Annotated in this window: 15 protein-coding genes and 1 pseudogene; 5 read left to right on the top strand and 11 right to left on the bottom strand. The window is 58.4% G+C overall.

Annotated features, from left to right (window positions below):
- Positions 1–2: 2 nt before the first annotated feature.
- The 3 genes from METLU_RS0114210 to METLU_RS27975 form a co-directional block, all read right to left on the bottom strand.
- Complete coding sequence (locus METLU_RS0114210; protein WP_027158798.1) at positions 3–1,094, bottom strand: efflux RND transporter periplasmic adaptor subunit; 1,092 nt, start codon at positions 1,092–1,094, stop codon at positions 3–5.
- Positions 1,091–4,366 carry an efflux RND transporter permease subunit gene (locus tag METLU_RS0114205; protein WP_231383613.1) on the bottom strand — a complete coding sequence of 1,092 codons (3,276 nt, stop codon included), beginning with the start codon at positions 4,364–4,366 and terminating at the stop codon, positions 1,091–1,093. Before METLU_RS0114205 ends, METLU_RS0114210 begins: the two co-directional genes overlap by 4 nt.
- A 159-nt stretch (positions 4,367–4,525) precedes the next feature.
- The gene (locus tag METLU_RS27975) at positions 4,526–4,744 is read right to left on the bottom strand and encodes a hypothetical protein (RefSeq protein ID WP_155920564.1); all 219 of its coding nucleotides are present in this window, start codon (positions 4,742–4,744) and stop codon (positions 4,526–4,528) included.
- A 202-nt stretch (positions 4,745–4,946) separates the two neighbouring features.
- On the opposite strand from METLU_RS27975, the gene METLU_RS0114200 reads away from it, so the two are divergent.
- Positions 4,947–6,074, top strand: a complete 1,128-nt coding sequence (locus tag METLU_RS0114200) for a hypothetical protein (protein WP_027158796.1) — start codon at positions 4,947–4,949, stop codon at positions 6,072–6,074.
- 72 nt (positions 6,075–6,146) lie between these two features.
- Here METLU_RS0114200 and METLU_RS0114195 read toward each other — a convergent pair whose 3' ends face one another.
- Positions 6,147–6,350: a hypothetical protein gene (locus METLU_RS0114195; RefSeq protein WP_027158795.1), complete on the bottom strand. Its 204-nt coding sequence runs from the start codon at positions 6,348–6,350 to the stop codon at positions 6,147–6,149.
- A gap of 118 nt (positions 6,351–6,468) precedes the next feature.
- Here METLU_RS0114195 and METLU_RS0114190 point away from each other — a divergent pair, with 118 nt between their 5' ends.
- Positions 6,469–9,537: a TonB-dependent receptor gene (locus METLU_RS0114190; protein ID WP_027158794.1), complete on the top strand. Its 3,069-nt coding sequence runs from the start codon at positions 6,469–6,471 to the stop codon at positions 9,535–9,537.
- A gap of 331 nt (positions 9,538–9,868) precedes the next feature.
- On the opposite strand, the gene METLU_RS25400 is transcribed toward METLU_RS0114190, so the two are convergent.
- The 3 genes from METLU_RS25400 to METLU_RS25390 all read right to left on the bottom strand — a co-directional run bounded on the left by METLU_RS25400 (position 9,869) and on the right by METLU_RS25390 (position 13,572).
- Entirely contained in the window at positions 9,869–10,693 is an 825-nt protein-coding gene (locus METLU_RS25400) for a hypothetical protein (protein WP_036243136.1), read from the bottom strand.
- Between the two features lie 107 nt (positions 10,694–10,800).
- A complete protein-coding gene (locus METLU_RS26785; RefSeq protein ID WP_051299916.1) occupies positions 10,801–11,967 on the bottom strand; it encodes a pentapeptide repeat-containing protein in 1,167 nt (388 codons plus the stop codon).
- 174 nt (positions 11,968–12,141) lie between these two features.
- On the bottom strand, positions 12,142–13,572 hold the full coding sequence (locus METLU_RS25390; RefSeq protein ID WP_155920562.1) for a hypothetical protein: 1,431 nt from the start codon (positions 13,570–13,572) through the stop codon (positions 12,142–12,144).
- Between the two features lie 63 nt (positions 13,573–13,635).
- On the opposite strand from METLU_RS25390, the gene METLU_RS27970 reads away from it, so the two are divergent.
- Entirely contained in the window at positions 13,636–13,806 is a 171-nt protein-coding gene (locus tag METLU_RS27970; protein WP_155920560.1) for a hypothetical protein, read from the top strand.
- A gap of 230 nt (positions 13,807–14,036) precedes the next feature.
- On the opposite strand, the gene METLU_RS0114170 is transcribed toward METLU_RS27970, so the two are convergent.
- On the bottom strand, positions 14,037–14,489 hold the full coding sequence (locus METLU_RS0114170; RefSeq protein ID WP_027158793.1) for an SRPBCC domain-containing protein: 453 nt from the start codon (positions 14,487–14,489) through the stop codon (positions 14,037–14,039).
- A 353-nt stretch (positions 14,490–14,842) separates the two neighbouring features.
- Here METLU_RS0114170 and METLU_RS0114165 point away from each other — a divergent pair, with 353 nt between their 5' ends.
- Entirely contained in the window at positions 14,843–16,999 is a 2,157-nt protein-coding gene (locus METLU_RS0114165) for an amylo-alpha-1,6-glucosidase (protein WP_081679105.1), read from the top strand.
- 59 nt (positions 17,000–17,058) lie between these two features.
- Here the strand turns inward: METLU_RS0114165 and METLU_RS0114160 are convergent, their stop codons facing one another.
- The gene (locus METLU_RS0114160) at positions 17,059–18,030 is read right to left on the bottom strand and encodes a DUF5996 family protein (protein WP_027158791.1); all 972 of its coding nucleotides are present in this window, start codon (positions 18,028–18,030) and stop codon (positions 17,059–17,061) included.
- A 220-nt stretch (positions 18,031–18,250) separates the two neighbouring features.
- Positions 18,251–18,949, bottom strand: coding sequence for a pirin family protein (locus METLU_RS0114155; RefSeq protein ID WP_027158790.1), 699 nt, complete (start codon positions 18,947–18,949; stop codon positions 18,251–18,253).
- A gap of 750 nt (positions 18,950–19,699) precedes the next feature.
- Between METLU_RS0114155 and METLU_RS0114150 the strand changes: the two genes are divergently transcribed.
- A complete protein-coding gene (locus tag METLU_RS0114150; RefSeq protein WP_027158789.1) occupies positions 19,700–20,257 on the top strand; it encodes a lipid-binding SYLF domain-containing protein in 558 nt (185 codons plus the stop codon).
- Between the two features lie 116 nt (positions 20,258–20,373).
- On the opposite strand, the pseudogene METLU_RS27395 reads toward METLU_RS0114150, so the two are convergent.
- Positions 20,374–20,571 (bottom strand): annotated as a pseudogene (locus METLU_RS27395) (DDE-type integrase/transposase/recombinase); the annotation flags it as partial.
- Positions 20,572–20,661 lie beyond the last annotated feature (90 nt).

Raw genomic sequence — 20,661 nt, 5'->3', positions numbered from 1 at the left:
TTTTAATCCGGCTGGCGTCCCACCGCCGATAACGCCTTGTCAGGCGGCACCAGTTGCTCGCCGCCCGCCAAGCCCGAGACGATCCTGATCCGGCCGTCGGGCAGCGGCCGGCCGGTGCGGATAAAGCGGCGCTCGATCTGGCCGTTGTGCAGCACCCAGACGACGTCGAGCTGGCCGACCCTGTGCACATAGCTCTGCGGGATCGCCAGCACCTGTTCCTCGCCCTGTGGAATCCGGAGGCGGACGAACAGGCCCGGATACAGGCCGGGGCTGTTCTCGATGCGCATCTTGATCAGGAAAGTGCGCGCGTCGGGATTGGCGGCCGGCACGATCTCCTCGATGGTCGCCGGTACGGTCAGCTTCAGCGCCTCGACATCGGCTTCCAGCGTCTGCCCGGCCTGCAGGCCGACCGCGACCGATTCGCGGATATAGGCCTCGATGCGCAGCGCGGCCGGATCATACAGGGTCAGCAGTTTCCGGCCCGGATAGGCGATTTCGCCCGGTTCGGCATGGCGGTCGATGACGCGCGCCGGATACGTGGCGCGGATGCGGCCGTAATCCTGCGTAGAGCTGGCTTCGGTCAATTGCGACTGGGCCGCCGCCTTCTGCGATTTCAGGCTTTCATAGTCGCTCCGGGCCGCGTCGAGGTCGGCGCGCGTGGCGCTTTCCTTGGCGTATAAGTATTGCGTCCGCCGGTAATGCGCCTCGGCCCCGGCCAGACGGGCGTTCAGGGCGTTGATGTTGGCCCGCGCCTGGGCCGTGCGCGCCGCGATGGTCTCGTCATCGAGCGTGACCAGCAGATCGCCGGGCTTGACCGTGTCGCCGGCTTTGACATGGATGGCCTTGATGCGGGCCTGGATCTGGGCGCTGATGTCGCCGCCCTGTTTGGCCTCCAGCGTGCCGGTGGCTTTTTCGAAAGCCGGCAGCGTCGCGCGCTCGACGGTCAGCGTCGGGCCCTGGTAGGCCGAACGCTCAGGCAGGATTTCCGGTTCGATCTTGCTCTGGAAGGCGCCGGCCATCCACAGGATCATCAGCAGCAGAAGCAGCAGGGTAACGGCGGACAGCGCCAGCGTTTTCAGATTGGATGTTGTCATACTGGGGACAGCTCGCTTTTCGAATAGATCAGGTAGTAAACGGCCGGGACCACGAACAGCGTGAACAGCGTCGAGGCCAGAATGCCGAAGATGATCGCGATGGCCAGACCGCTGAACACCGGATCGAGCACGATCACGACGTTGCCGAGCAGCGTCGTGCCGGCCGTGAGCATGACCGGGCGCATGCGGATCGTACCGGCCTGGCGCAGGGCGTCCTTCAGCGCCAACCCGTCTTTTCTGGCCTGGGTGATGAATTCGATCAGGATCAGCGAATTCCGGACCACGATGCCGGCCAGCGCGATCATGCCGATCATCGCCGTGGCCGTGAACAGCACCGGATCGGGGCTGTCGTTGATGACGCGCTCGCCGAACTGGTTGAGCAGCCAGAAGCCGGGCATGATGCCGATCACGGTCAGCGGGATAGCCGACATGATGATTAGCGACAGCGTCGTCGATGCGGTCTGCACGCGCAGCACGAAGAAGATGCCGACCAGCGCGAACGCGAACGCCAGGCCCATGTCGCGGAACACGTCGACGGTGATTTTCCATTCGCCTTCGCCGCCCCATTCGAGCGTAATGTCGTCGGGCAGATGCCAGGGCAGGCCGCCGCCGGAATTCAAAAACGTGCGCTCATGCCAGGCCGGCGCCGAATCGTCGGTACTGTTCAGGTCGGCGCTGACGTCGGCGATCACCTCGGCCGGCGTGCGGCCTTCCAGTTCCGCCATGACATAAACGACCGGCTTCAGGTCCTTGTGGAAAACCGGCAGCTCGGTTTCGGATTCGACGAATTCACCCAGCTCGGCCAGCGTGAGCGGCGGCGCGGCGGGATTCATGTCCGGCCGGACCGGCAGCACGCCCAGATCGCGCTGGCTGCTGCGCGCGCTCTGCGGCAGCCGCAGCTTGATCGGCACGGGCCAGATTTCCCGTTCCAGATTCAGAAAGCCCGGCACCTGGCCCTGGTTGGCAAGACCCAGGTTCAGCGCCAGGCTCTCGGTGGAGATGCCGGCCAGCGCGGCTTTTTCCTTGTCGGCTTCAAAACGCCAGCGCGGCTGCGGGTCTTCGGCGCTGGAATCGATATCGACCACGAAGGGCTCCAGCGCCAGCCGGGCCATGACCGCACCAGCCGCCTCGCGCTGCCTTTCATAAGGCGTCAGCGTGCCGCCGTAGATTTCCGTAACCAGCGTGCTGATAACCGGCGGCCCCGGCGGCACCTCGATCACCTTGACCGACACGCCTTCGGCGTTGAGCGGCGCCAGCAGGGCCCGAAGCCGCAGCAGCACGGCATGGGACTGATGCTCGCGCAGTTCCTTGGGCGCCAGCGTCAGGCGGATATCGGCCAGGTGCGGGGCGATGCGGTAATCGTACTGCCGGACCAGGCCGTTGAAATCGATCGGCGACGGCGCGCCGACGAAGGCCGCGATGGCGTTGACTTCGGGCAGGCGCGCCGCCAGCGTCGCGGCCGAGCGGGTCAGGGCGGCGGTCTGCTCCAGCGTGCTGCCCTCGGGCATATCGACCAGAATCTGCAGTTCGTTCTTGTTGTCGAACGGCAGCAGTTTCAGCGGCACCAGGCGCAGCACGGGCAGGATCGCGGTCAGGACGAACAGCACCAGCATCGCGATAATCAGCAGCCAGGCCGCTTTCCGGCTGGCGATGCAGGGCTCGATCATGCGCGCGTAGAAGCTCATTCCGGATGTGGCCGCCGTGGTCTCGCCGGCCGGCTTCAGGGCCTTGCCCGACATCCAGGGCGTCACGATGAAGGCCGTGACCGTCGACAAGGTCACGGCCACGGGCACGTTGAACGCCATCGGCGCCATGTACGGCCCCATCATGCCGGTGATGAAGGCCAGCGGGATGAAGGCCAGGATGATCGTGATGGTCGACATCAATAATGCTGTGCGGATTTCGGCCATGGCCGCGATGATGCGATCGTTTAGGCTACCCTGGCCGGTGCGCATGAAGCGCTCGATGTTGTCGATGCCGGTGATCGGGTCGTCGACCAGCAGGCCCAGCGCCAGAATCAGCGCGAACAGCGTGACGCGGTTGATCGTGTAGCCGAAAAACATGTCCAGCGCCAGCGTCGCGCCGTAGCAGACCGGGATGGCCAGCCCGACCACCAGCGCCGGCCGCCAGCCCAGAAAGATGCCGATGAACAGGACCACCGTGACGATGGCAAACCCCAGGCTGGTGGTCAGGTTGTTGACCTTGTCGTCGGCGGTCTGGCCGTAATCGCGCAGGACTTCGAGCTGCACTTCGGGCGGCAGCAGTTCCCGCTGCAGCTGGGCCAGGCGCGCGTGCACGTTCTCGGCCACCGAGACGGCATTCGAGCCGCGCTTTTTCGCGACCGCGATCGTGACCATCGGGTAGTCACCCTTGTATTTATCAGCCAGCGCGTGCCCTTCGGCGAAATTGATCCAGGTGTAGTTTTCAGGCTCCTCGGGGCCGTCAGTGATGTCGGCCACGTCGCGCAGATAGACCGGGATGCCGTCCACGACGTTAACCACCAGCGCCCGCAGCGGCTCGGCCGAGCGCACGAAGTCGCCGGCCTCCAGCCGGATCGAGCGGTTGTCGGCCGAGACGATGCCGGCGTTGTGCAGCTGGTTGGATTTCTGCACGGCCCGCGCGATGTCCAGGGCCGTGGTCCTGCGCGCGGCCATGCTCTGCGGATTGAGCAGCACGTTGACGGTGCGCTTGCGGCCGCCGACAACGGTGATCTGGTTGGTGTCGGCGATCTGCTGCAGGTGCTCGGTGATTTCGTCGGCGAACCGGCGCAGCTCGAAATCGCTGTACAGGTCCGGCGCGCGGCTCCACAGCGCCGCCAGCACGATCGGCACGTCGTCGACCTCGGCCGGCTTGACCTGCCAGGCCGTGACGCCGGCCGGAATCTGGTCCTGATTGGAATACAGCTTGTTATAGGTGTTGAGCAGCGCATCCTCGCGGTCCTCACCGACGAAAAAGCGCAGCGTGACGATGGCCTGGCCGTTAGACGAGCGCGAATAGACGTGTTCGACGCCGGAGATCTGGGTCAGCAGTTTTTCCAGCCGCAGGGTGATCTGCTTTTCGATCTGCTGCGCCGGCAGGCCCGGCGCCGAGACGATGACGTTCGCCATCGGCACGACGATCTGCGGCTCTTCCTCGCGCGGCGTGAACAGCAGCGCGATAACGCCCAGCGCCAGGGCCAGGGTAAAAAACAGGACCGGCAGGCCGCCTCTTAATCCATAGGCGACCAGGCGGTCGAGCGGGTGGTTTGGTCGAGTTGGGCTAGAGTTTGTCAAATTAAAAATATATTGTTGTTTTTTATGATTTTTAATGGCGCCGCCTGACGTTGCAAGCGACCGTTCTTGTCCAGCTACAGTTTGTTCAGATTATAACGGCAGATGATTATTCAGCGCGCGCTAATACCTCTACGGACAATAGTAACTGATATTGCACAGTCAATCGGCACATTGATCAAATTGTGCGTCAGGACCGGATGCGCCAGGCGTACACAGGCCGTAGGGGCGAACCTGTGTGTTCGCCCTTGCCAATGGCCCGACCATGCCCATCGATTCATCCATAACCCGTCGTGCACCGGTAACAGGGCGGACACGCAGGTCCGCCGGGAACCCTGGAATGGAAACATGCCGCCTCACAAGCCTGCGTAAATCCTGCAAGGAATTTTTCCTATATTTGTATTTTCGACCGGATAAGGGAATTTTTCCCGTATTCGCGTTCTTGCCGGCCACATAAAATGCCCCGTTCGTTTATCGACGACAACCCAACAACTATTTCCACTGACAGTCATTAGCTATGACATTTGAATCCGATCGTGCGCAAATTTCAAAACCGCATGGCTAATCTACCAGGATATTAAGAATGAAAAGAATGAGAATAAAAAAGCTGGCGGTGCTTTTGCCCGCCCTGTTCGCAACGGCTATGGGTCAGGCGGCAAACACCACTTATGATTCCACGGCCGGCACGGCCACTATTCCGGAGGTGGTGGTTAACGGCATGGTTGCGTATGTCAATGTCAAATTGAAAGCCAATCCGGACGGCACGTTCAGCGTCCTGTCCACGGAAGCGCCTGTGATTTCCGCCAGTGCCGCCATTTATGACCCGGCGGCTGGCTCAGTCACCATTCCGGCGGTGGGGGTTAACGATAATGTTGAGTTTTTAAATGTCAGACTGGAATTCATTTCAGGAGACACGCTTCGCGTTCTTTCTTTTGATGAGCCTGCGGCACTTCAAACGCCCACTGCGGCAGACACCGCTTATGATCCGGCTACCGGCACGGCCACTATTCCGGAGGTAGTGATTGGCGGCAAGGTTGCGTTTGTCAATGTCAAATTGAAAGCCAATCAGGACGGCACATTCAGTGTTCTGTCCGCCGAGCAGCCTGAAATTTCCGCCGATGCCGCCACTTATGATCCTGCGACCGGCACAGTGACCATTCCAGCGGTGGAGGCTGACGGCAAGATTGCGTTTACCAATGTCAGGCTGGGATTGGATCAGGATCAGGCACTGCTGAGTGTAATTTCTTCCGAAGTGCCTGAAGAACCGACTACGCCTCCCGAGGAACCTACTACGCCGCCTGAGGAACCTACTACGCCTCCTGTGGTTTACCATAGTCAAAATTGCTCCGATTTTGTTGAAGCCACTTATACACAAGACAATGGCGAGACGGTTACAGGCATGTACTGCGTTCAGGGAGACAAGGAGCATGCCGGAGAGCAGTTTCCTGCCACCTGCACCCCTGACGATGCCGTAATGGCCACGATCCAGGTAGGAATGGACTATGATCAGGTGGTCGAGCTGGCAGGCTGTCATCCAATGCTGGGATCTGATCCCGGAAAACGGGTTAATTATTTCTGGGGTACTAAATGGGATCCGGAGTCATGGGAACCAACTCATACTGTGGGTTTTGTCGATGGCAAGATTGCTTCGCTTGAGCATGTCCTCTGTGAACTAACCGCTACGGCATGCTACAGAGCAGTACAACCATAAAAGGCTCATAAGCGTCGGCAGGGAGGCAACAGTGCAGTAACCGGAAAATCCGGCTACTGCGCTGTTGCCCTTTTAACTGTTGTCCGAAAATCCGGATCGTTTGGCTAATACGCTCAAACGATCCGGCCAGCGCTGAAAAACAGAAAGCCGTCGTTCAGGCGGTTTTTTAACAGCGCCGCGCAATCGGCCTGTTAATTCGGCGCCACCTGGTTCAGCGATCCGCGATGCGGTTTTACTGACTTGATCAACGCGACAGGGAATTTTTCCCGTATTCATGTCCTTTATCCAATAAGGGAATTTTTCCCATATTCATGTCCTTACCCGCCTAATTAAAATGCCCGGCTCGTTTACCGACGCCAATCTAATCGGGCTATTTCCATTTACAACCAGTCATATGTCCTTGAAATCCACACCCGGCTCATTCAGACCGGGCAAAAAATCGCGTTTGCTCCTGCTCGCAGCGACCTTGTCGGCAAGTCCGGGGCCGTGTCTGGCGGAGGACGCTTCTGCCGATGCCGTCGAACTCGACACCATCACTGTCAACGGCAAGCCGTCCGCCAAGCTCGGCCCCCTGGAAGGCCTGCAGCTCGAGAGGGAGCAGATTCCCGGCAACATCCAGTCCGTGACCAGCGAAGACATCCGGGAATCCATGGCGACCAGCCTCGGCGATCTGATGAACAGCCGCCTGCAGTCGGTCAACGTCAACGACTATCAAGGCAACCCGTTCCAGATGGATATCACCTATCGCGGCTTTTCCGCCTCGCCGCAGATCGGCACGCCGCAGGGCCTTTCGGTGTTTTTCGACGGCGTGCGCGTCAACGAGCCGTTCGGCGATGTCGTGAACTGGGATTTGATCCCGATGAATGCCCTGACGAGCATGGACGTTTTTCCCGGCTCCAATCCGCTGTTCGGCCTGAATACGCTGGGCGGCGCCCTGTCGCTGCGCACGAAAAACGGCTTTGACGATCCCGGCGGCGAACTGAGCTTTCAGGGCGGCTCCTGGGACCGCAAGAAAGGCGAACTGTCCGCGGGCTGGAACAACGGCACCCTGGGCAGTTTCATCGCGTTTACCGGCTTCGATGAAGAAGGCTGGCGCGTCAACTCGCCATCCCGGGTCATCCAGGGATTTGCCCGCTTCGATCTGCGCGGCGACGACTACGCGCTCCGTTTCAGCAGCCTGCTGGTCAGCAATAAGCTGCTGGGCAACGGCCTGATCCCGACCGATCTTTACCGGCAGAATCCGGCGTCGGTGTTCACCTCGCCGGACAGCACCGAGAACGAACTGCAGCAGTACACATTGGGCGGAGAATTCTTTTTTAACGACGAATGGAGCCTGACCGGCCAGATTTATCGCCGCGACAGCAGCCGCGAAGCCCTCGCCGGCGACATTTACGAGGATTTCTCGGAAATAGAGATCAGCGACCAGAGCAAGCCCATGGAGCCCAGGGACAACCCGGCCGGCACCCCTGTCTGCCGCTACCCGGACGCGAACCGGGACGGCATCCAGGACTATGGCCTGGACCGGGATGGCGATTTCCTCATCGATCCGGGCACCCTGAACCAGGAAAATCTAGCCTTTGAAGACGACAACTACCTGATACCGGCGCCGCCGATGGAAGAGCCCTGCACCAAGCTCAGATATAGATCAATCGCCGGACCCCGCAACGGCGCCGCCGGAGACAACACCCCGCCGATATCGACAGACCCGGAAGATTCCCCGGCCGGCTACATCGACGGCACGCCGATCGGCGTACTCAGCAAGACATCGATCGGGCAACTGACCGACGGCGGGTCTGTGCAGCTCAACTGGAACAACGATGTGCATAAATTCATGTTGGGCGGCTCCGTCGATTACGCGCGCACCGACTTTGACACGCGCCAGCGCCTGGGCCTGATCGACGCCTCGCATCGGGTATACAGCGATCCGGCCCATATCGATCCCATTTTTACCGCCGCGCGCGAAGATATCCGGAACAACTCGTTTGCCGGCAAATCCACGACCTTCAGCGGCTATTTCAGCGAAACCTTTTCGCCTCTCGACAATCTGCATCTGAGCGTTTCCGGCCGCTACAACTATACCCGCGTGAAAAACCGCATGCAGGCCCGCACCCGCGCCGGCGCCGCAAGCCTAGGCGACATTCAGGACCGCAATCATGCCCGGCCGAACACGATTCTCTGCAATGGCGCCGATCCGACCTCCTGTCCGGCCGAGCCCAACTATTCCGACAGAGACTTTCTCCAGACTGTCTACCTGTCCCAGGACCCTTATTTCGGCCTGGGCAAACACAGAGACACGCCAACCTCGGACGCCTTCGATTACACGGCGTTCAATCCCTCCGCCGGCATCAGTTACCTGCCGTTCAAGAACCAGGATGTGGCCTATGAAGACCTGAAACACCTGAACCTGTTCTTCAACTGGAGCCGGGGCACCCGCGTGCCCTCCAGCGTGGAGCTGGGCTGCGCCTATGACGGCACCCTGGTTCGCCAAAATCCCGGAAATCCGAACGACGATACGCTGGTGCCCAAAAGCCTGGCAACCATCGGCGGCTCCTGCACGCTGCCGACCAGTCTGTCCGGGGACCCGTATCTGCCGCAGATTTTTGCCAGTTCCTACGAGTTCGGGATGCGCGGCAAGCTGTTCGGCGACTGGGACTGGAATGCCGGCCTATACCGGACCGACCTCAAGGACGACATCTATCTGGTCGGCATTACCGCCGACCGAAGCTTCTTCGACACCATCGGCGATACCCGGCGGCAGGGCATCGAGTTCGGCTTTTCCGGCAAAGTCGGCATCGTCGACCTTCAGGTCAATTACGGTTATACCGATGCGACGTTCCAATCGCACCTGTTCATGGTGAGCCCGCACAACAGCAGCGCTGCCGTACTATCGCCGAACGATGCCAGACAGATTCCCTACGATTCGACCGGCCGGCCGCTGGAAGCCGCGCAGGACATGATCGAGATCAACCCGGGCGACCGCATGCCGGGCGTGCCGCTGCACAACATCAACACCAGCCTGAACGTCCATCTCACCCCGAAATGGATGCTGGGCGTGACCATGATTGCCCACTCGTCATCCTATGTGCGCGGCAACGAAAACAACGAGCATACGCAAGGCGACTACGACTATTTTTATGCCTGGAACAGCAGCAAAACCAGGCAGGTATTGACCCGAGGGCGCCAGTACAAGGACTCGGGCAGCATTGCCGGCTATGCGGTCTTCAATCTGAAAACCCGTTACGAAGTCGCCAAGGGCATCTCGTTTTTCGGCATGATCAACAACCTGTTCGACCGCGAGTACGCCACCGCCGGGCGGCTGGGCATCAATCCTTTTTCACCGTCCGAAAGAGGCGCCATAGGCCCCAGCGGCTGGAACTACAATTCCAATGACTGGCTGAACAGCACGTTCATCGGCCCCAGCGCGCCCCGGGCCTATTGGGTGGGACTGGAAGTAAGGTATTGAAAACGACTTTCACTTTTAAAACCTGAATGGGCGACTTTAGTCGCTCCCGCATACCTGCGCCTGCATAAATCCTGACTGATCCATTCCGGCTATTCCGTATAGAGCACTAACTGTATTCCTGGGGGAAAGGGCAGTATGAGTAGAGTCAAAAGAAGCATTTCATCTCATCACACATGCCCTTTGGCAACTGCGCTTGGCATCATCTCATCTGCCGGACATGTCCGGCAGATGAGATGATGCCAACCCAACCGGTATTCAGATTAACAAGTGATTGTTTTATCTAGCTATCAGGTTGGGTTGATGTTACTAATTGAACCGCCTTATTCAGAGGCTACAACGCATCAGCCCCAGCCGGCGCATAACCGGGAAGTGAAATTACGCGCACGGCCTGGCCTTCCTGACCCATTTCGCGGACTTTCAGGGCGCCGCTGAGTGCTGTCGGAGTAGCTGACGTGCAGCCGCTTTTGACGTAGAACCATGATGAATCGCGCATGGAGGAGCCGTCCGGATCGTTGTAGTTCACGTCTGACGTAAAATCCACCCAGTTGGTGTCGATTGACGCTACCGAGGTAAGCGGCTGGTCGTCGTCGCCCGGTTCATGCACCACCGCAGTTTTGGTAAGCCCGGCCCGGAACAGCACTTCGTCGGACTGGCCGGCGCCACGCGTCACGAAATTGTAGGCAATGGAAACCGGTCCCCGGTTTCTGAAGCCGGCGCGCTGGACATCATTGACTTCAAAATATTGTGTACCCGCGGTATTAGGGTCGGAATCGACGTTGTTCATGCGGATTTTGGCGCCGTAAACGCAGCTTGTACCGGCTGAGTTACGCCAGACCTGGTCGGTCAGCGTACCGACTGTGATGCCGCCAGTATTGAGGTTGCGTGTAGTCTCCGCCACTTTGGTATAACCGGTTAAAGGCGGGTTATTGCTGGATACGGCACAGGTATTGTTGGCGCCGCCATTGGGGGAGAATGTCGGCGGGACGGATTCATCCGATCCGAAGTCCCCGGTCGTGTTGCAGAGCGTATAGGCTGAAGTGCCGCCGGATACCGAAAAGCCCGTGGTCGGCAAGGTCACAAACCCCGTTGCCATTGCCGAAGTGGAGGCGATGGTCAAAGCGCCGAACATGGCGCTGAGGAGCGATGTTTTTTTCATGGTTTTTCCTTTTCCTAACTTTGTCAGTAAAATAACCGTCTGTCCCCGATCCGGAAAGTCCCGGGGACAGACATCAAGCGTTCTTCCTTGAAACTCGGACAATGGCGTCAGAAGCCATGTCCGACGCAGGTCGTAACCTGGGTCCCGTCCACACTGACGCCATCGGGGCAGATGGCGTCAGTGAAATCCGTTGCGCTGTCGATGATGGCGTTGTCGGCATTTTTGGCCGCCGTCAGGTTGGCGCCGCGCAGATCGGCGCCGGAAAGATCGGTTCCCGCCAGTTCTGTGCCCGCCAGATTCGCCTGTTGCAGATTGGCTCGCGAGAAATCGGCATCCGCCAGATTCGCGTCGGTCAGATCGGCTTCGCTCAGCGCCGCATCGGCCAATACGCCGGCTGACAGATTGGCAAAGGTCAAATTGGCCTTGCTCAGGGCGACGCCTTCAAGACGCGTTTCAGCCAGCTCCGCGCCGGTCAGGGTGGCGCCGGTCAGATCGGCGCCTGCCAGATCCGCGCCTGTCATTTTGGCGCCATAGAGGTTGGCTTCGGAAAAATTGGTGTTGCTCAGATTGGCCGATTCGGCTATCAGCGGATTGTTGCCATCGGATTGCAGTTTCGACAGGTCGGCGTGCTCGAGCCGGGTATCCGGACTGATCACCAGCGACCCGATCACGGCGGCGCCGCTCAAATTGGCGCCGCTTAGATCGGCACTGCCCAGTTCTCCGCCCAGTCGCGCTTCACTCAGAACCGCTCCATTCAGATTTCTGTCCTTCAGGCTGATTTCTTCGGTAAAGTCGCATTTGGTCAGATCGACGCCCTGTCCCGGCGTCAGGCAGGCTTCCGGATCGCTTTCCTTGAAGTTTTTCACCTTGCGCCAGAATGCCGGGCTAATGGAAGGCGGCTGATTCTGATTGCCATTCTCCAGACTTAAATAAGCGGCCTCTTCATAGTTGACCCGGTCATGGCGAGCGTAGATGAGCGTTTCGCCCCAGTCGCCACGGAATACCCCGGGCAATTCCCCGGAGCCGGGCCGAACCGGTTCGGCGACTTCGATATCCCAGTCCTCGGACGCGGGCATTTCGACTGATTCGTCGCCTGAAGGCTGAAATTTCGCGGCAGGTTTTGGCATCGACGGTTTTTTGAGACTTGTGGTCGTTTGCATTCTTTGAGCAACGAACGGCTGGGTGCTGTCTCCGCCGACAAAACCCATCCCCGCGCCGAAAGCCATCATGCCAGCCAATATGCTTAAGATAAAAAACGACTTCTGGATTTTCATGAACTGTCTCGACTGATCCGGTCTGATGCTACGGTGCCCGCGAAGCGCAAGGGCTAAAGCGATGCGAAATCTTACCGATTGTCGATCTGAGCGTATATGGGAAAAATTCCTCAAATATTGCCGAGGCTGAAGCCGTGCTCCTGCCCTTCTGAAAACCCGGCTGCGGATTGAGCGCTAATGCGTGCCGGTCTGCTTCAGGTAATTCTGTGCCTCCTGTATCTCCGGCAGACCTTGATCGGCCTGTTGCCATTGATGCAGGAACCTGGAATAGGCGGTCATGGCGATCTCGCGATTTCCCTGTCGCGCGGCGGCGCGCGCAGCGCCCAGTAATGAACGCGCCCGGCTCGTTTGCCGGAGCAGCGCGCGCTCAAACTGCTTTTCGGCTTCCGCCGGACGGCCTGCCTGTAAGAGCAATTCGCCGAGCAATTCGTGCGTGGGCTTGATCAATGGAGGCGGTCCCGGCAGTGGCGGCACTGAACCCTCTATGGCGGCGGCTCTCGCCATGCCCTTGACAGCCTCGTCCAGTTGGCCTTTTGACGCGCTGGCCACGGCGGCGATCTCCAGCCTTTGGATCTTCACTACCTTCGACAAAGGCAATCCGATGCCGGGCAGATCTTCGGTACCGGCTTGCCGCGCCATGGCCTGTAGCTCGTCAATGCGCTTTTGGGCATCAGGCGAATTTTTCTGTGCGGCCGCCATGCCTCGCGTGAATATCCATAGCGACCGGACATACTTGGCCAGCCCCTGGTACGGGCCGGGGCTGCTCTCGACAGCCTCAATGAATTGCCCGGCATCCTTCTGCAGCGGATCAAGCCACTGCGCCGCCCGATCCCAGTGCCCGGTTTCAACCACGAAGGCGGCGGCCATGCTGGTGTTGATAAAAGTGACGTAGCCCAGGAAAGCGGCGTCATCTTTAGGGAACGTTGCAAGGCTTTTCGGCATCAGCGTCAGCAAGGCCTGCGCCTCGCGGTAGCGGCCCTGCTGCAAGTAGGCATAAAGCAGCCAGTAAAGGTTGTGGTAGTCGCGCTCGCCAACGGGACTATTTTTCTGCTGTTCCCATAACGCTTCCTGCGTCGAAGCAGCTTCCGGCCACATCCCCAGTTGCAGGAAAATATGAGCAGGCATGTGCAGCGCATGGGGCGCCTCGGGAGCGATTTCGGCATAACGCCGCGCGGCAGGCAGGGCCAGAATGGCGTGGTCAGGATCATCAAACGCGTGAAGAATGTAATGCGTCGCGCCGGGGTGATCGGGGTCTTTTCGGGCCACCTCCAGCGCAATGGCGCCCGCCTGCATCCGGGTCCGCAGACCGGCCGGATCGCCCGAACGGACGCTCCCCAGCAGGGCCAGCGCATAAAAGGCCGCAGCCTCCAGGTCATCCGGGTAGTCGCGGCAGATCTTTTCCATAGCGATCGCATAGGTCTTATCGCGCGCGGCCTCATCGCCTTCGCCATACAACCGCTTCACCGCCTGCAAGTAAGCCCGCTCCCTTGGCGTCAGTCTCGGGCCGTCCTTGATATGCGCGAGCGCTTTGCGCGCGGCTTCGGTGTCCTGTTTTCCCCAGAGCGTCTGATTGTCAGCCATCGCCTCGCCCCAATAGCCCATCATGAAATCCGGTTCGATTTCCGTGGCTTTGCGGAACTCGTCGAGCGCCAGATCATACGAGAAGGAATGCAGCGCGATGACGCCGCGCTGGAAGCGGGCTTGCGCCTCTTCCGACCGGGCGGAGGTCGGGAAGCGAATGTCGCCGAGCCGGGCGCTCGCTGCAGCGCCGGCTCCGGATTGCGCCTGATGCGCGCGGACGCCGGCGGCGAGCAGCGTGGCCGTGAAAACGATCAATAAAAATGACGTTCTGTATGGAGAGCGGGTAAATGGCATAACTTCCCCCTCGGCGGAGAATGACCTGTGGGTATTTCCTGCTAGAACTAATCAAGCTACATCAGCAGGCAGGAAATTTATGTACGCCAGTGCACGCAAGCAGAGATTTAACTGATGTTACGCAGTTAACCGGATTTCGATCAATTAATGTAGGTGCTCGATAGCTGGCGGCAATAGGCGTTGGGTTTTGTTCCTCAGCCAGCCTGCGGCTTTGATTCGGCGCGCGCCTTCAGCGCCCGATTCATCTCTTCGAAGCCTCGCTTCGTATCCCGCTCAAGGCTGCCCTTAAATATCGGCACGAGCATGCCGCTGAATCGCTCGCTCTGCCGGAACAGCACCTTTCCGGAGGCAAGAGGCTCGATCACAAAACGGTGCTCGCCATCAAACACACCGGGGAGCAGAAAGCTGCCGAGCCAGCGAAGCTCCCGGCCGGCATCGGCCGCCAGAACCGCAGGCCGGAAAGTCATTCCCTTGGCGCCGCCGGGCTGAATACGCACTTCAAGCCGGTCGCCTTGCCGTGGAATTCCATGAATGTATTTGATGAAGGGATTCCACGCCGGATAGGCTGCAAAATCGGTAAGAATTGCCCAGATTTGGGCCGGTGTTGCATCAATTTCAATTTCGGTTTGTAGCAGATAACTGCTCATTGGCTTCCTTTAAATTTGAGAGAGTTAACTTTATTTTCGGATACACCGGGTCTAATGACAAGAGCACTCGTGTAAGGCTCCGCCGAGGTGAGGCTCATCATTTGCGATTGATGGGCCTGGTAACACCAATTCTGCTTTTTTGCTTTCACCCATAGTTGATTATTAGTCGTTCCTGAATTTATACACGTTTTAGAGATCCGACAACTCGATTGATTCATGAGCATCGAATAACCTGGCAATCACAACAAGTTCATAACACACTCTAGTAAAGAAAATTTCCAGGCGGGTGACATGAACCTGCCTGAATCCGCCAGGTCCAACAGACTGTTTTCCTCTCTGTGGAGGCAGTTTGCATGGCTCTGGATGTCACGGTCGGTCCTCCCGTCATTACCATCAATTATGGAAACACCTTCCTGGTCTCCGAATTCGACGGATCCATCACGAATGCTTCCGATCAGGGTTTCTATTCCCGGGATACTCGATACATCAGCCGCTATCAACTCTACATCGATGGTCAGCCCTGGACCCTCCTGAATTCCGCGGCAATTACCTATTACGCGTCGCGGACCTACCTGGCAAACCCCAGAGTCATCACGGAGCATGGCGAAATCGCGCCGGCAATCCTGGGACTCGTGTTGAGCCGTGTAGTCGCCGAAGGGCTGCATGAGGACATTGATCTCCGGAACTACAGTTGCCAGCCTTTGCACTTCAATCTTGAGATCCTGATTCGCTCCGATTTTGCCGATATCTTTGAAGTCAGGGCCAAAGAGTTTACGCGCAGAGGGCATATCGAAACCGAATGGGAGAGCGACTCCCAGCAGTTGATCACCAGCTATTCCCACGACGATTTTAGGAGATCTTTCATCGTGAGGATGGAGCGCTGTACCTCAAAGGCCATATACGGCAACGGCCGCCTCAATTTCGTGGTGGATCTCCCGCCCGGCGGCGACTGGCATACCTGCTGCAAATACGAGATCCTTGAAGACGACTTCCTCCATGGAGCGCCAAAGGAATGCGCCCATGCGCTTTATCGGTCCCAAACCGCCCACAGTCTCTCGCGCTGGAAGCAGGTCACCACTCAGATCACCACTTCGAACGAAGATTTTTATCGGCTGTATCGGCAATCCGTCGAAGACATGGCGGCGCTGCGCCTGCCCCGTGGTGGCGAGCATCGGCACGAGATACTGGCGGCGGCCGGAGTGCCCTGGTTTGTCAGCGTTTTCGGCCGTGACAGCCTGATCGTGAGCCTACAGAACCTGATCGTCTATCCGGATTTCGCTCGCGGTACATTGCGGCGCCTGGCGGATCTTCAAGCGACCGAAATCGACGATTACCGGGATGCCGAGCCCGGCAAGATGCCCCACGAGCTTCGCTCCGGCGAGTTGGCGCATTTCAGGCGCATTCCGCATACGCCCTATTACGGCACGGCCGACGCGACCATCCTGTATCTGATTGCGCTGCATGAAGCCTGGAAATGGCTGGGCGATGACCTGCTTTTCCCCCATTACGAGGACGTGGTATGGCGGTGCCTGGAGTGGATCGATCATTACGGCGATCGTGACGGTGACGGATTCCAGGAGTATCAGACCCGTTCCACGCGCGGCTACGAAAACATGGGCTGGAAGGACGCCGGCGATGCCGTGGTCTATCCGGACGGCTCGCTGGTCAAAGGGCCGAAAGCCTTGTGCGAGCTTCAAGGGTATGTCTTCGATGCCAAGCTTCGGATCGCGGATGGGGCCGAATACTTCGGCCATCCCGAGCGGGCTGCACGGCTGCGAAAAGAAGCCGCCGAGCTGCAGAGTCGCTTTGAGGAGCAGTTCTGGTGCGAGGATCTCGGCTACTACGCCTACGCCCTGGATGGCGACAAGCGACAGGTCAAGACGATCGCGTCCAATGCCGGCCATCTGCTCTGGAGCGGCATCGTGAGCCCGGACCGTGCCGAGCAGGTGGTCCGGCGGCTGCTCAAACCCGATCTGTGGAGCGGCTGGGGCATCCGCACGCTCTCCGAGAGAAACCCGGCATACAACCCGTTCTCCTATCAGAATGGTTCGGTGTGGCCGCACGACAACGGGATCATCGCCATGGGCTTCAAGCGCTACGGTTTTGCGAAAGAAGCGGGGATGATTGCCCGCGATATCAGCGAAGCCGCCAGTTACTTCAGGTTCCACCGCCTGCCGGAGCTGTATGCGGGCATCCGGCGGAGGTCCGGGACTTTCCCGGTCCAGTACCTCGGCGCGAATGTGCCCCAGGCCTGGGCCGCGGGCAGCGTGTTTCATCTGATTCGCGCCATCCTGGGGCTCGACGCCGACGCCCACAAGAAGACGCTCTACATCGATCCGGCGCTGCCCCGCTGGCTGCCGGACATCACCCTTCACCAGCTGCGGGTGGGCCAGGCAACCGTCGATATCCGCTTTTGGCGCGAGGGGGAAGCGACCCGGCATGAGGTGCTCGCCGTTACGGGTGAACTGAAGGTGGAAGCGCGTGAAACGCCCGGCGTGAGAGAAGTCTGAACACGCGCCAGGATCAATCGCCTTTCCTCTTGGCCGCCCGGATCAGCCGTCGGCAACTTTTAAGTTTTGGGAAAGGTAGGCTCTCGGCCTGCGATGTTGCGTTCCAGCGACGGCCGATCCCAATGCCCCAGATCGGCGGCTGCCTCATAGGTGCTTTGCAGAAACTCCAGCAGCAGCCGGTCGGGCGAATCCGCCTGCCGCACTGCATCGTAAGGCAGGATGAACTCCTTCAGATCAGGACTGTAGAAAGCCTGTTCGGGACGCACGGCGGCGTCCGGAAAACCGGGCGGTTCCGGATAGGCATAGGCGTAAAAGGCCGGAAACGGTATGGCCTCGTTGCCAGGCCAGAAGCCGCAACTGCTCACTTCGTGGGAATAAGCCTCCCGGACCACCCCGTCGGGAAGATTGGGCACGCCCCCGGGGTGCTCGGGCGCCCGCCGGCCGGAGAAGCGCGTGACGGCCAGATCGAAGCTGCCCCAGAAAAAATGCACCGGACTGCATTTGCCGATAAAGCCCGCGCGGAATGCCTTGAACACACGGTCCGCCTGAGCCAGCGCCTGCCAGCAGCGATGCGCGTACTCGGCATCGTAGGCGATGTGTTCCCGATCCCGGTCGAAGGGGATCGGATGGGCCACTTCGTTGGGTTTTTTGCAGATGGCGACCTCAATATCCAGCGCCCGAAGCGCGGCAAACACGTCCCGGTAAAAATCGGCCACTGTGCAAGGCTGAAGCGGGATCGTTTGCGCCGCGCCATCGCTGGTCCGGATCACGAGCCGATGCTCGATAAAATCGAAATCGATCTGGAAAGTCCGGTCTTGATAGGGAATCGGCGAGGTCGTCAGCCCAGAGGTCGTCAGATAGAGCACGACATGCCAGGAGTGGTTGACCCAGGGTGTCAGGGCCAGCCGGATTTTGCCAACGATCTGAGTCCACAGGTGCAAGGTCGCGTAAGTGTCTTGCCACGCCTTCAACGGCAGATCCGGCCAGGCCAAATGGCCGCCGGGTTCACCCGGAGCGTTTTGATTTGCCATGATAGCCTCCACATCGAATATGGGAATTTCGGCTTTACCGCTATCGATATCGGATTCTCGCTAAGAGGACGACGCCCTGCGCGCGGCCCCGAGGATAGCGAGCAGGTCTTCCGTGGCGGCGTCCCGGCCTGCGAAACCGTAAGGGCTCCACCTTTTCGTCAGTAATGCTTCGATCGGGTAGCCGGGATGGGCCTCTTTGACATGAGTCATCATCGTCGCCCTATCCAAGATCGAATACCAGCAGCTCGGCCGCACCGTCAGCCACTATTTCCGCCCGGGGCTCATCGCTGAGGGCGGCGCCATCCCCTTCCTGCAGGGAGAGGCCGTTCAGGCGAACGCGGCCTCGGGCTACCTGCACCCAGGCGTGGCGACCCTCGGCAAGCTCATGGATCACGGAATGACCATGCTCGAGTATGGTGGCGTACAACTCCGCGTCCTGATGCAGCCGCAAGGAGTCGTCCCGACCGTTTCGGGAGGCGACCCGCCGCAGGACGTTCCGTCGCGCATCGAGCGGGAAGTGGCGCTGCTCGTAGGCCGGCGCCAGCCCCTGCTCGTCGGGAAGAATCCAGATCTGGAGGAAATGGACGAAGTCTTCACTCGAGGGGTTGTACTCACTGTGCATGACCCCAGTGCCCGCGCGCATGAGCTGAACGTCCCCGGGGCGGATCACTGATCCGTTGTCCAGACTATCCCGATGCTCCAGTGCGCCATCCAGCACGTAGCTGATGATCTCCATGTCCCGGTGCGAGTGGGTGCCGAATCCCTGTCCCGGTTGGACCCGGTCCTCGTTGATGACCCGAAGCGTTCGAAAGCCCGGGTGCTGTGGGTCGTAATACGTGCCGAAAGAGAACGTGTGATAGCTTTCCAGCCATCTAAGTCGGGTGCGCCCTCGCTCGTCAGCCTTTCGGATTCGAATCATCGCTAACTCTCCGCCTGGTAACCTGTTAACTAATAGACTCCGGACGCGCAAAAATTATCCGTCGTGTATTTGGAGGCCGCTGTAGATAGTTACGGGCAAATAACGTTGGACCTCGAACGTTCGCTTTCTGAAAGGCGATCGAGCAATTTCGAAATACGGACACTTGGGCACGAAGCACTCGCTCCATTATTCATTATTAAGCAAGCGGTCGTTCGCAAATGGCTGGCAGGCATAAGCGAAAGACTAGTTTGGCCGAAACCTGCCGATCACCGTTAAATTATCGACAGACTGCTTTTGGCACAACTACGTCAGTCAATCGACAGGCAAAAAGCGACCCTTTTCGGAAGTTCGGATTCTCATTCTCTTGTGTCTGCTATTAGGTATGAAGCAGGCGTTCGATAGTACAAACTCCAATCTCAGCCTGCTGTTTGTACTCTACGCCCCTCGTATCACTATTGTCGAGTTCAAATGATCCGGTTCGTCCCCTACTGCATCCTACGGTACAAGCTTGGTAGTCATACCAATTGCCAAGTTAACGAAATTCAGTTCATGATTGTTTAACAATTCAAATGTAAGAAGGACAAGGTCATGACCACCAAAGAGAAAAAACAAAATAGTCCCAATACATATAATCCTTCCTCTAATCCTTCCTCATCAAAAAAATAAATTTATTAACGAAATACTGGAAATTAAAGCCGGACTATCGAATCGATAATATTTATGAAATTTTTTGCACGAAGGAGAAACAATATGAAATTTATTATAAAAGGCACGATACTGGCAGTGAGCATGCTGTTGACAGGACAGGCGCTGGCAGCTTTTACAGCCGCGGATGCAAAAAAACTGGAAACGGATGCATCAGCGGCTGTAGCACGGTTCCAGAGTGAGACCAAAGGAGCAGAGACGTTGTTTAATCACGCTAAGGGTATTCTCGTCTGCCCAGAGATTACCAAGGGCGGCTTCATTATAGGCGTTGAGGGCGGAAAATGCGTGATGCAGGTCGGGGGAAAGCCAGTTGAATATTACACCAACCGTGCCGGGAAGTTCGGTTTCCTAGCCGGTATACAGTGGTATTCACTGATTCTGGTCTTCAACGACCAAGCGACTCTTGACCTTTTCCGGACCGGCAAACGTGACTTTGAGATCGGCGCCGATGTTTCCGTAGCGGTGGGTAAAGTAGGAGCTGGCGGTTCACTGGATACCACCAATCTTCAAAGTCCTATTGTTTCATTCACCTTCGGTGAGAAGGGTCTGATGGGGGATGCATCGATAGAAGGGGCGTCCTTCAAGAAACTTGAGGTTGAATAAGAACCTATTAGCTATACATGGCCTCTCACTAAAAGGGGTTTGAAGTCCAGCGGTACGAAAACCGGTTCTGTTGCGTTAATTTTCTTCGAGCACAGTTCTGCTAGTTTCGCAGGGCTTTAGGCTACCAATGAATAGAATTGTCCTGCCGCAGACAGTTTCATCCCATTGCCATCGAGCATCTGGCCCTTCTTGATCATATGCATCAGCTCGATGCCACGTAAGGTGCAGCAGGCCGAGTCGAAGGTTTTGAAGCCGAGCATCGGCCTGACGATCCGTTTGATGGCCCGGTGGTCTTGTTCGATGAGACTGTTTAGCCCGGTAGGGTACGCACCGCGTACCTTTTCGGATTTAATTCAACGGAAAAATTTGAAAAGGTACGCGATGCGTACCCTACAAACAACGTA

Source organism: Methylobacter luteus IMV-B-3098 (assembly GCF_000427625.1).
Taxonomy (GTDB): domain Bacteria; phylum Pseudomonadota; class Gammaproteobacteria; order Methylococcales; family Methylomonadaceae; genus Methylobacter; species Methylobacter luteus.
This window is presented reverse-complemented; position numbering and strand designations above follow the sequence as displayed.

Coding starts and splice junctions, on each gene's coding strand:
- METLU_RS0114200 (WP_027158796.1), top strand. CDS start 4,947: ATGAAAAGAATGAGAATAAAAAAGCTGGCGGTGCTTTTGCCCGCCCTG.
- METLU_RS26785 (WP_051299916.1), bottom strand. CDS start 11,967: ATGAAAATCCAGAAGTCGTTTTTTATCTTAAGCATATTGGCTGGCATG.
- METLU_RS25390 (WP_155920562.1), bottom strand. CDS start 13,572: ATGATGGGCTATTGGGGCGAGGCGATGGCTGACAATCAGACGCTCTGG.
- METLU_RS0114165 (WP_081679105.1), top strand. CDS start 14,843: ATGGCTCTGGATGTCACGGTCGGTCCTCCCGTCATTACCATCAATTAT.
- METLU_RS25400 (WP_036243136.1), bottom strand. CDS start 10,693: ATGAAAAAAACATCGCTCCTCAGCGCCATGTTCGGCGCTTTGACCATC.
- METLU_RS0114170 (WP_027158793.1), bottom strand. CDS start 14,489: ATGAGCAGTTATCTGCTACAAACCGAAATTGAAATTGATGCAACACCG.
- METLU_RS0114155 (WP_027158790.1), bottom strand. CDS start 18,949: ATGATTCGAATCCGAAAGGCTGACGAGCGAGGGCGCACCCGACTTAGA.
- METLU_RS27970 (WP_155920560.1), top strand. CDS start 13,636: ATGCAGCGCGATGACGCCGCGCTGGAAGCGGGCTTGCGCCTCTTCCGA.
- METLU_RS0114190 (WP_027158794.1), top strand. CDS start 6,469: ATGTCCTTGAAATCCACACCCGGCTCATTCAGACCGGGCAAAAAATCG.
- METLU_RS0114160 (WP_027158791.1), bottom strand. CDS start 18,030: ATGGCAAATCAAAACGCTCCGGGTGAACCCGGCGGCCATTTGGCCTGG.
- METLU_RS0114210 (WP_027158798.1), bottom strand. CDS start 1,094: ATGACAACATCCAATCTGAAAACGCTGGCGCTGTCCGCCGTTACCCTG.
- METLU_RS0114195 (WP_027158795.1), bottom strand. CDS start 6,350: ATGAATACGGGAAAAATTCCCTGTCGCGTTGATCAAGTCAGTAAAACC.
- METLU_RS0114150 (WP_027158789.1), top strand. CDS start 19,700: ATGAAATTTATTATAAAAGGCACGATACTGGCAGTGAGCATGCTGTTG.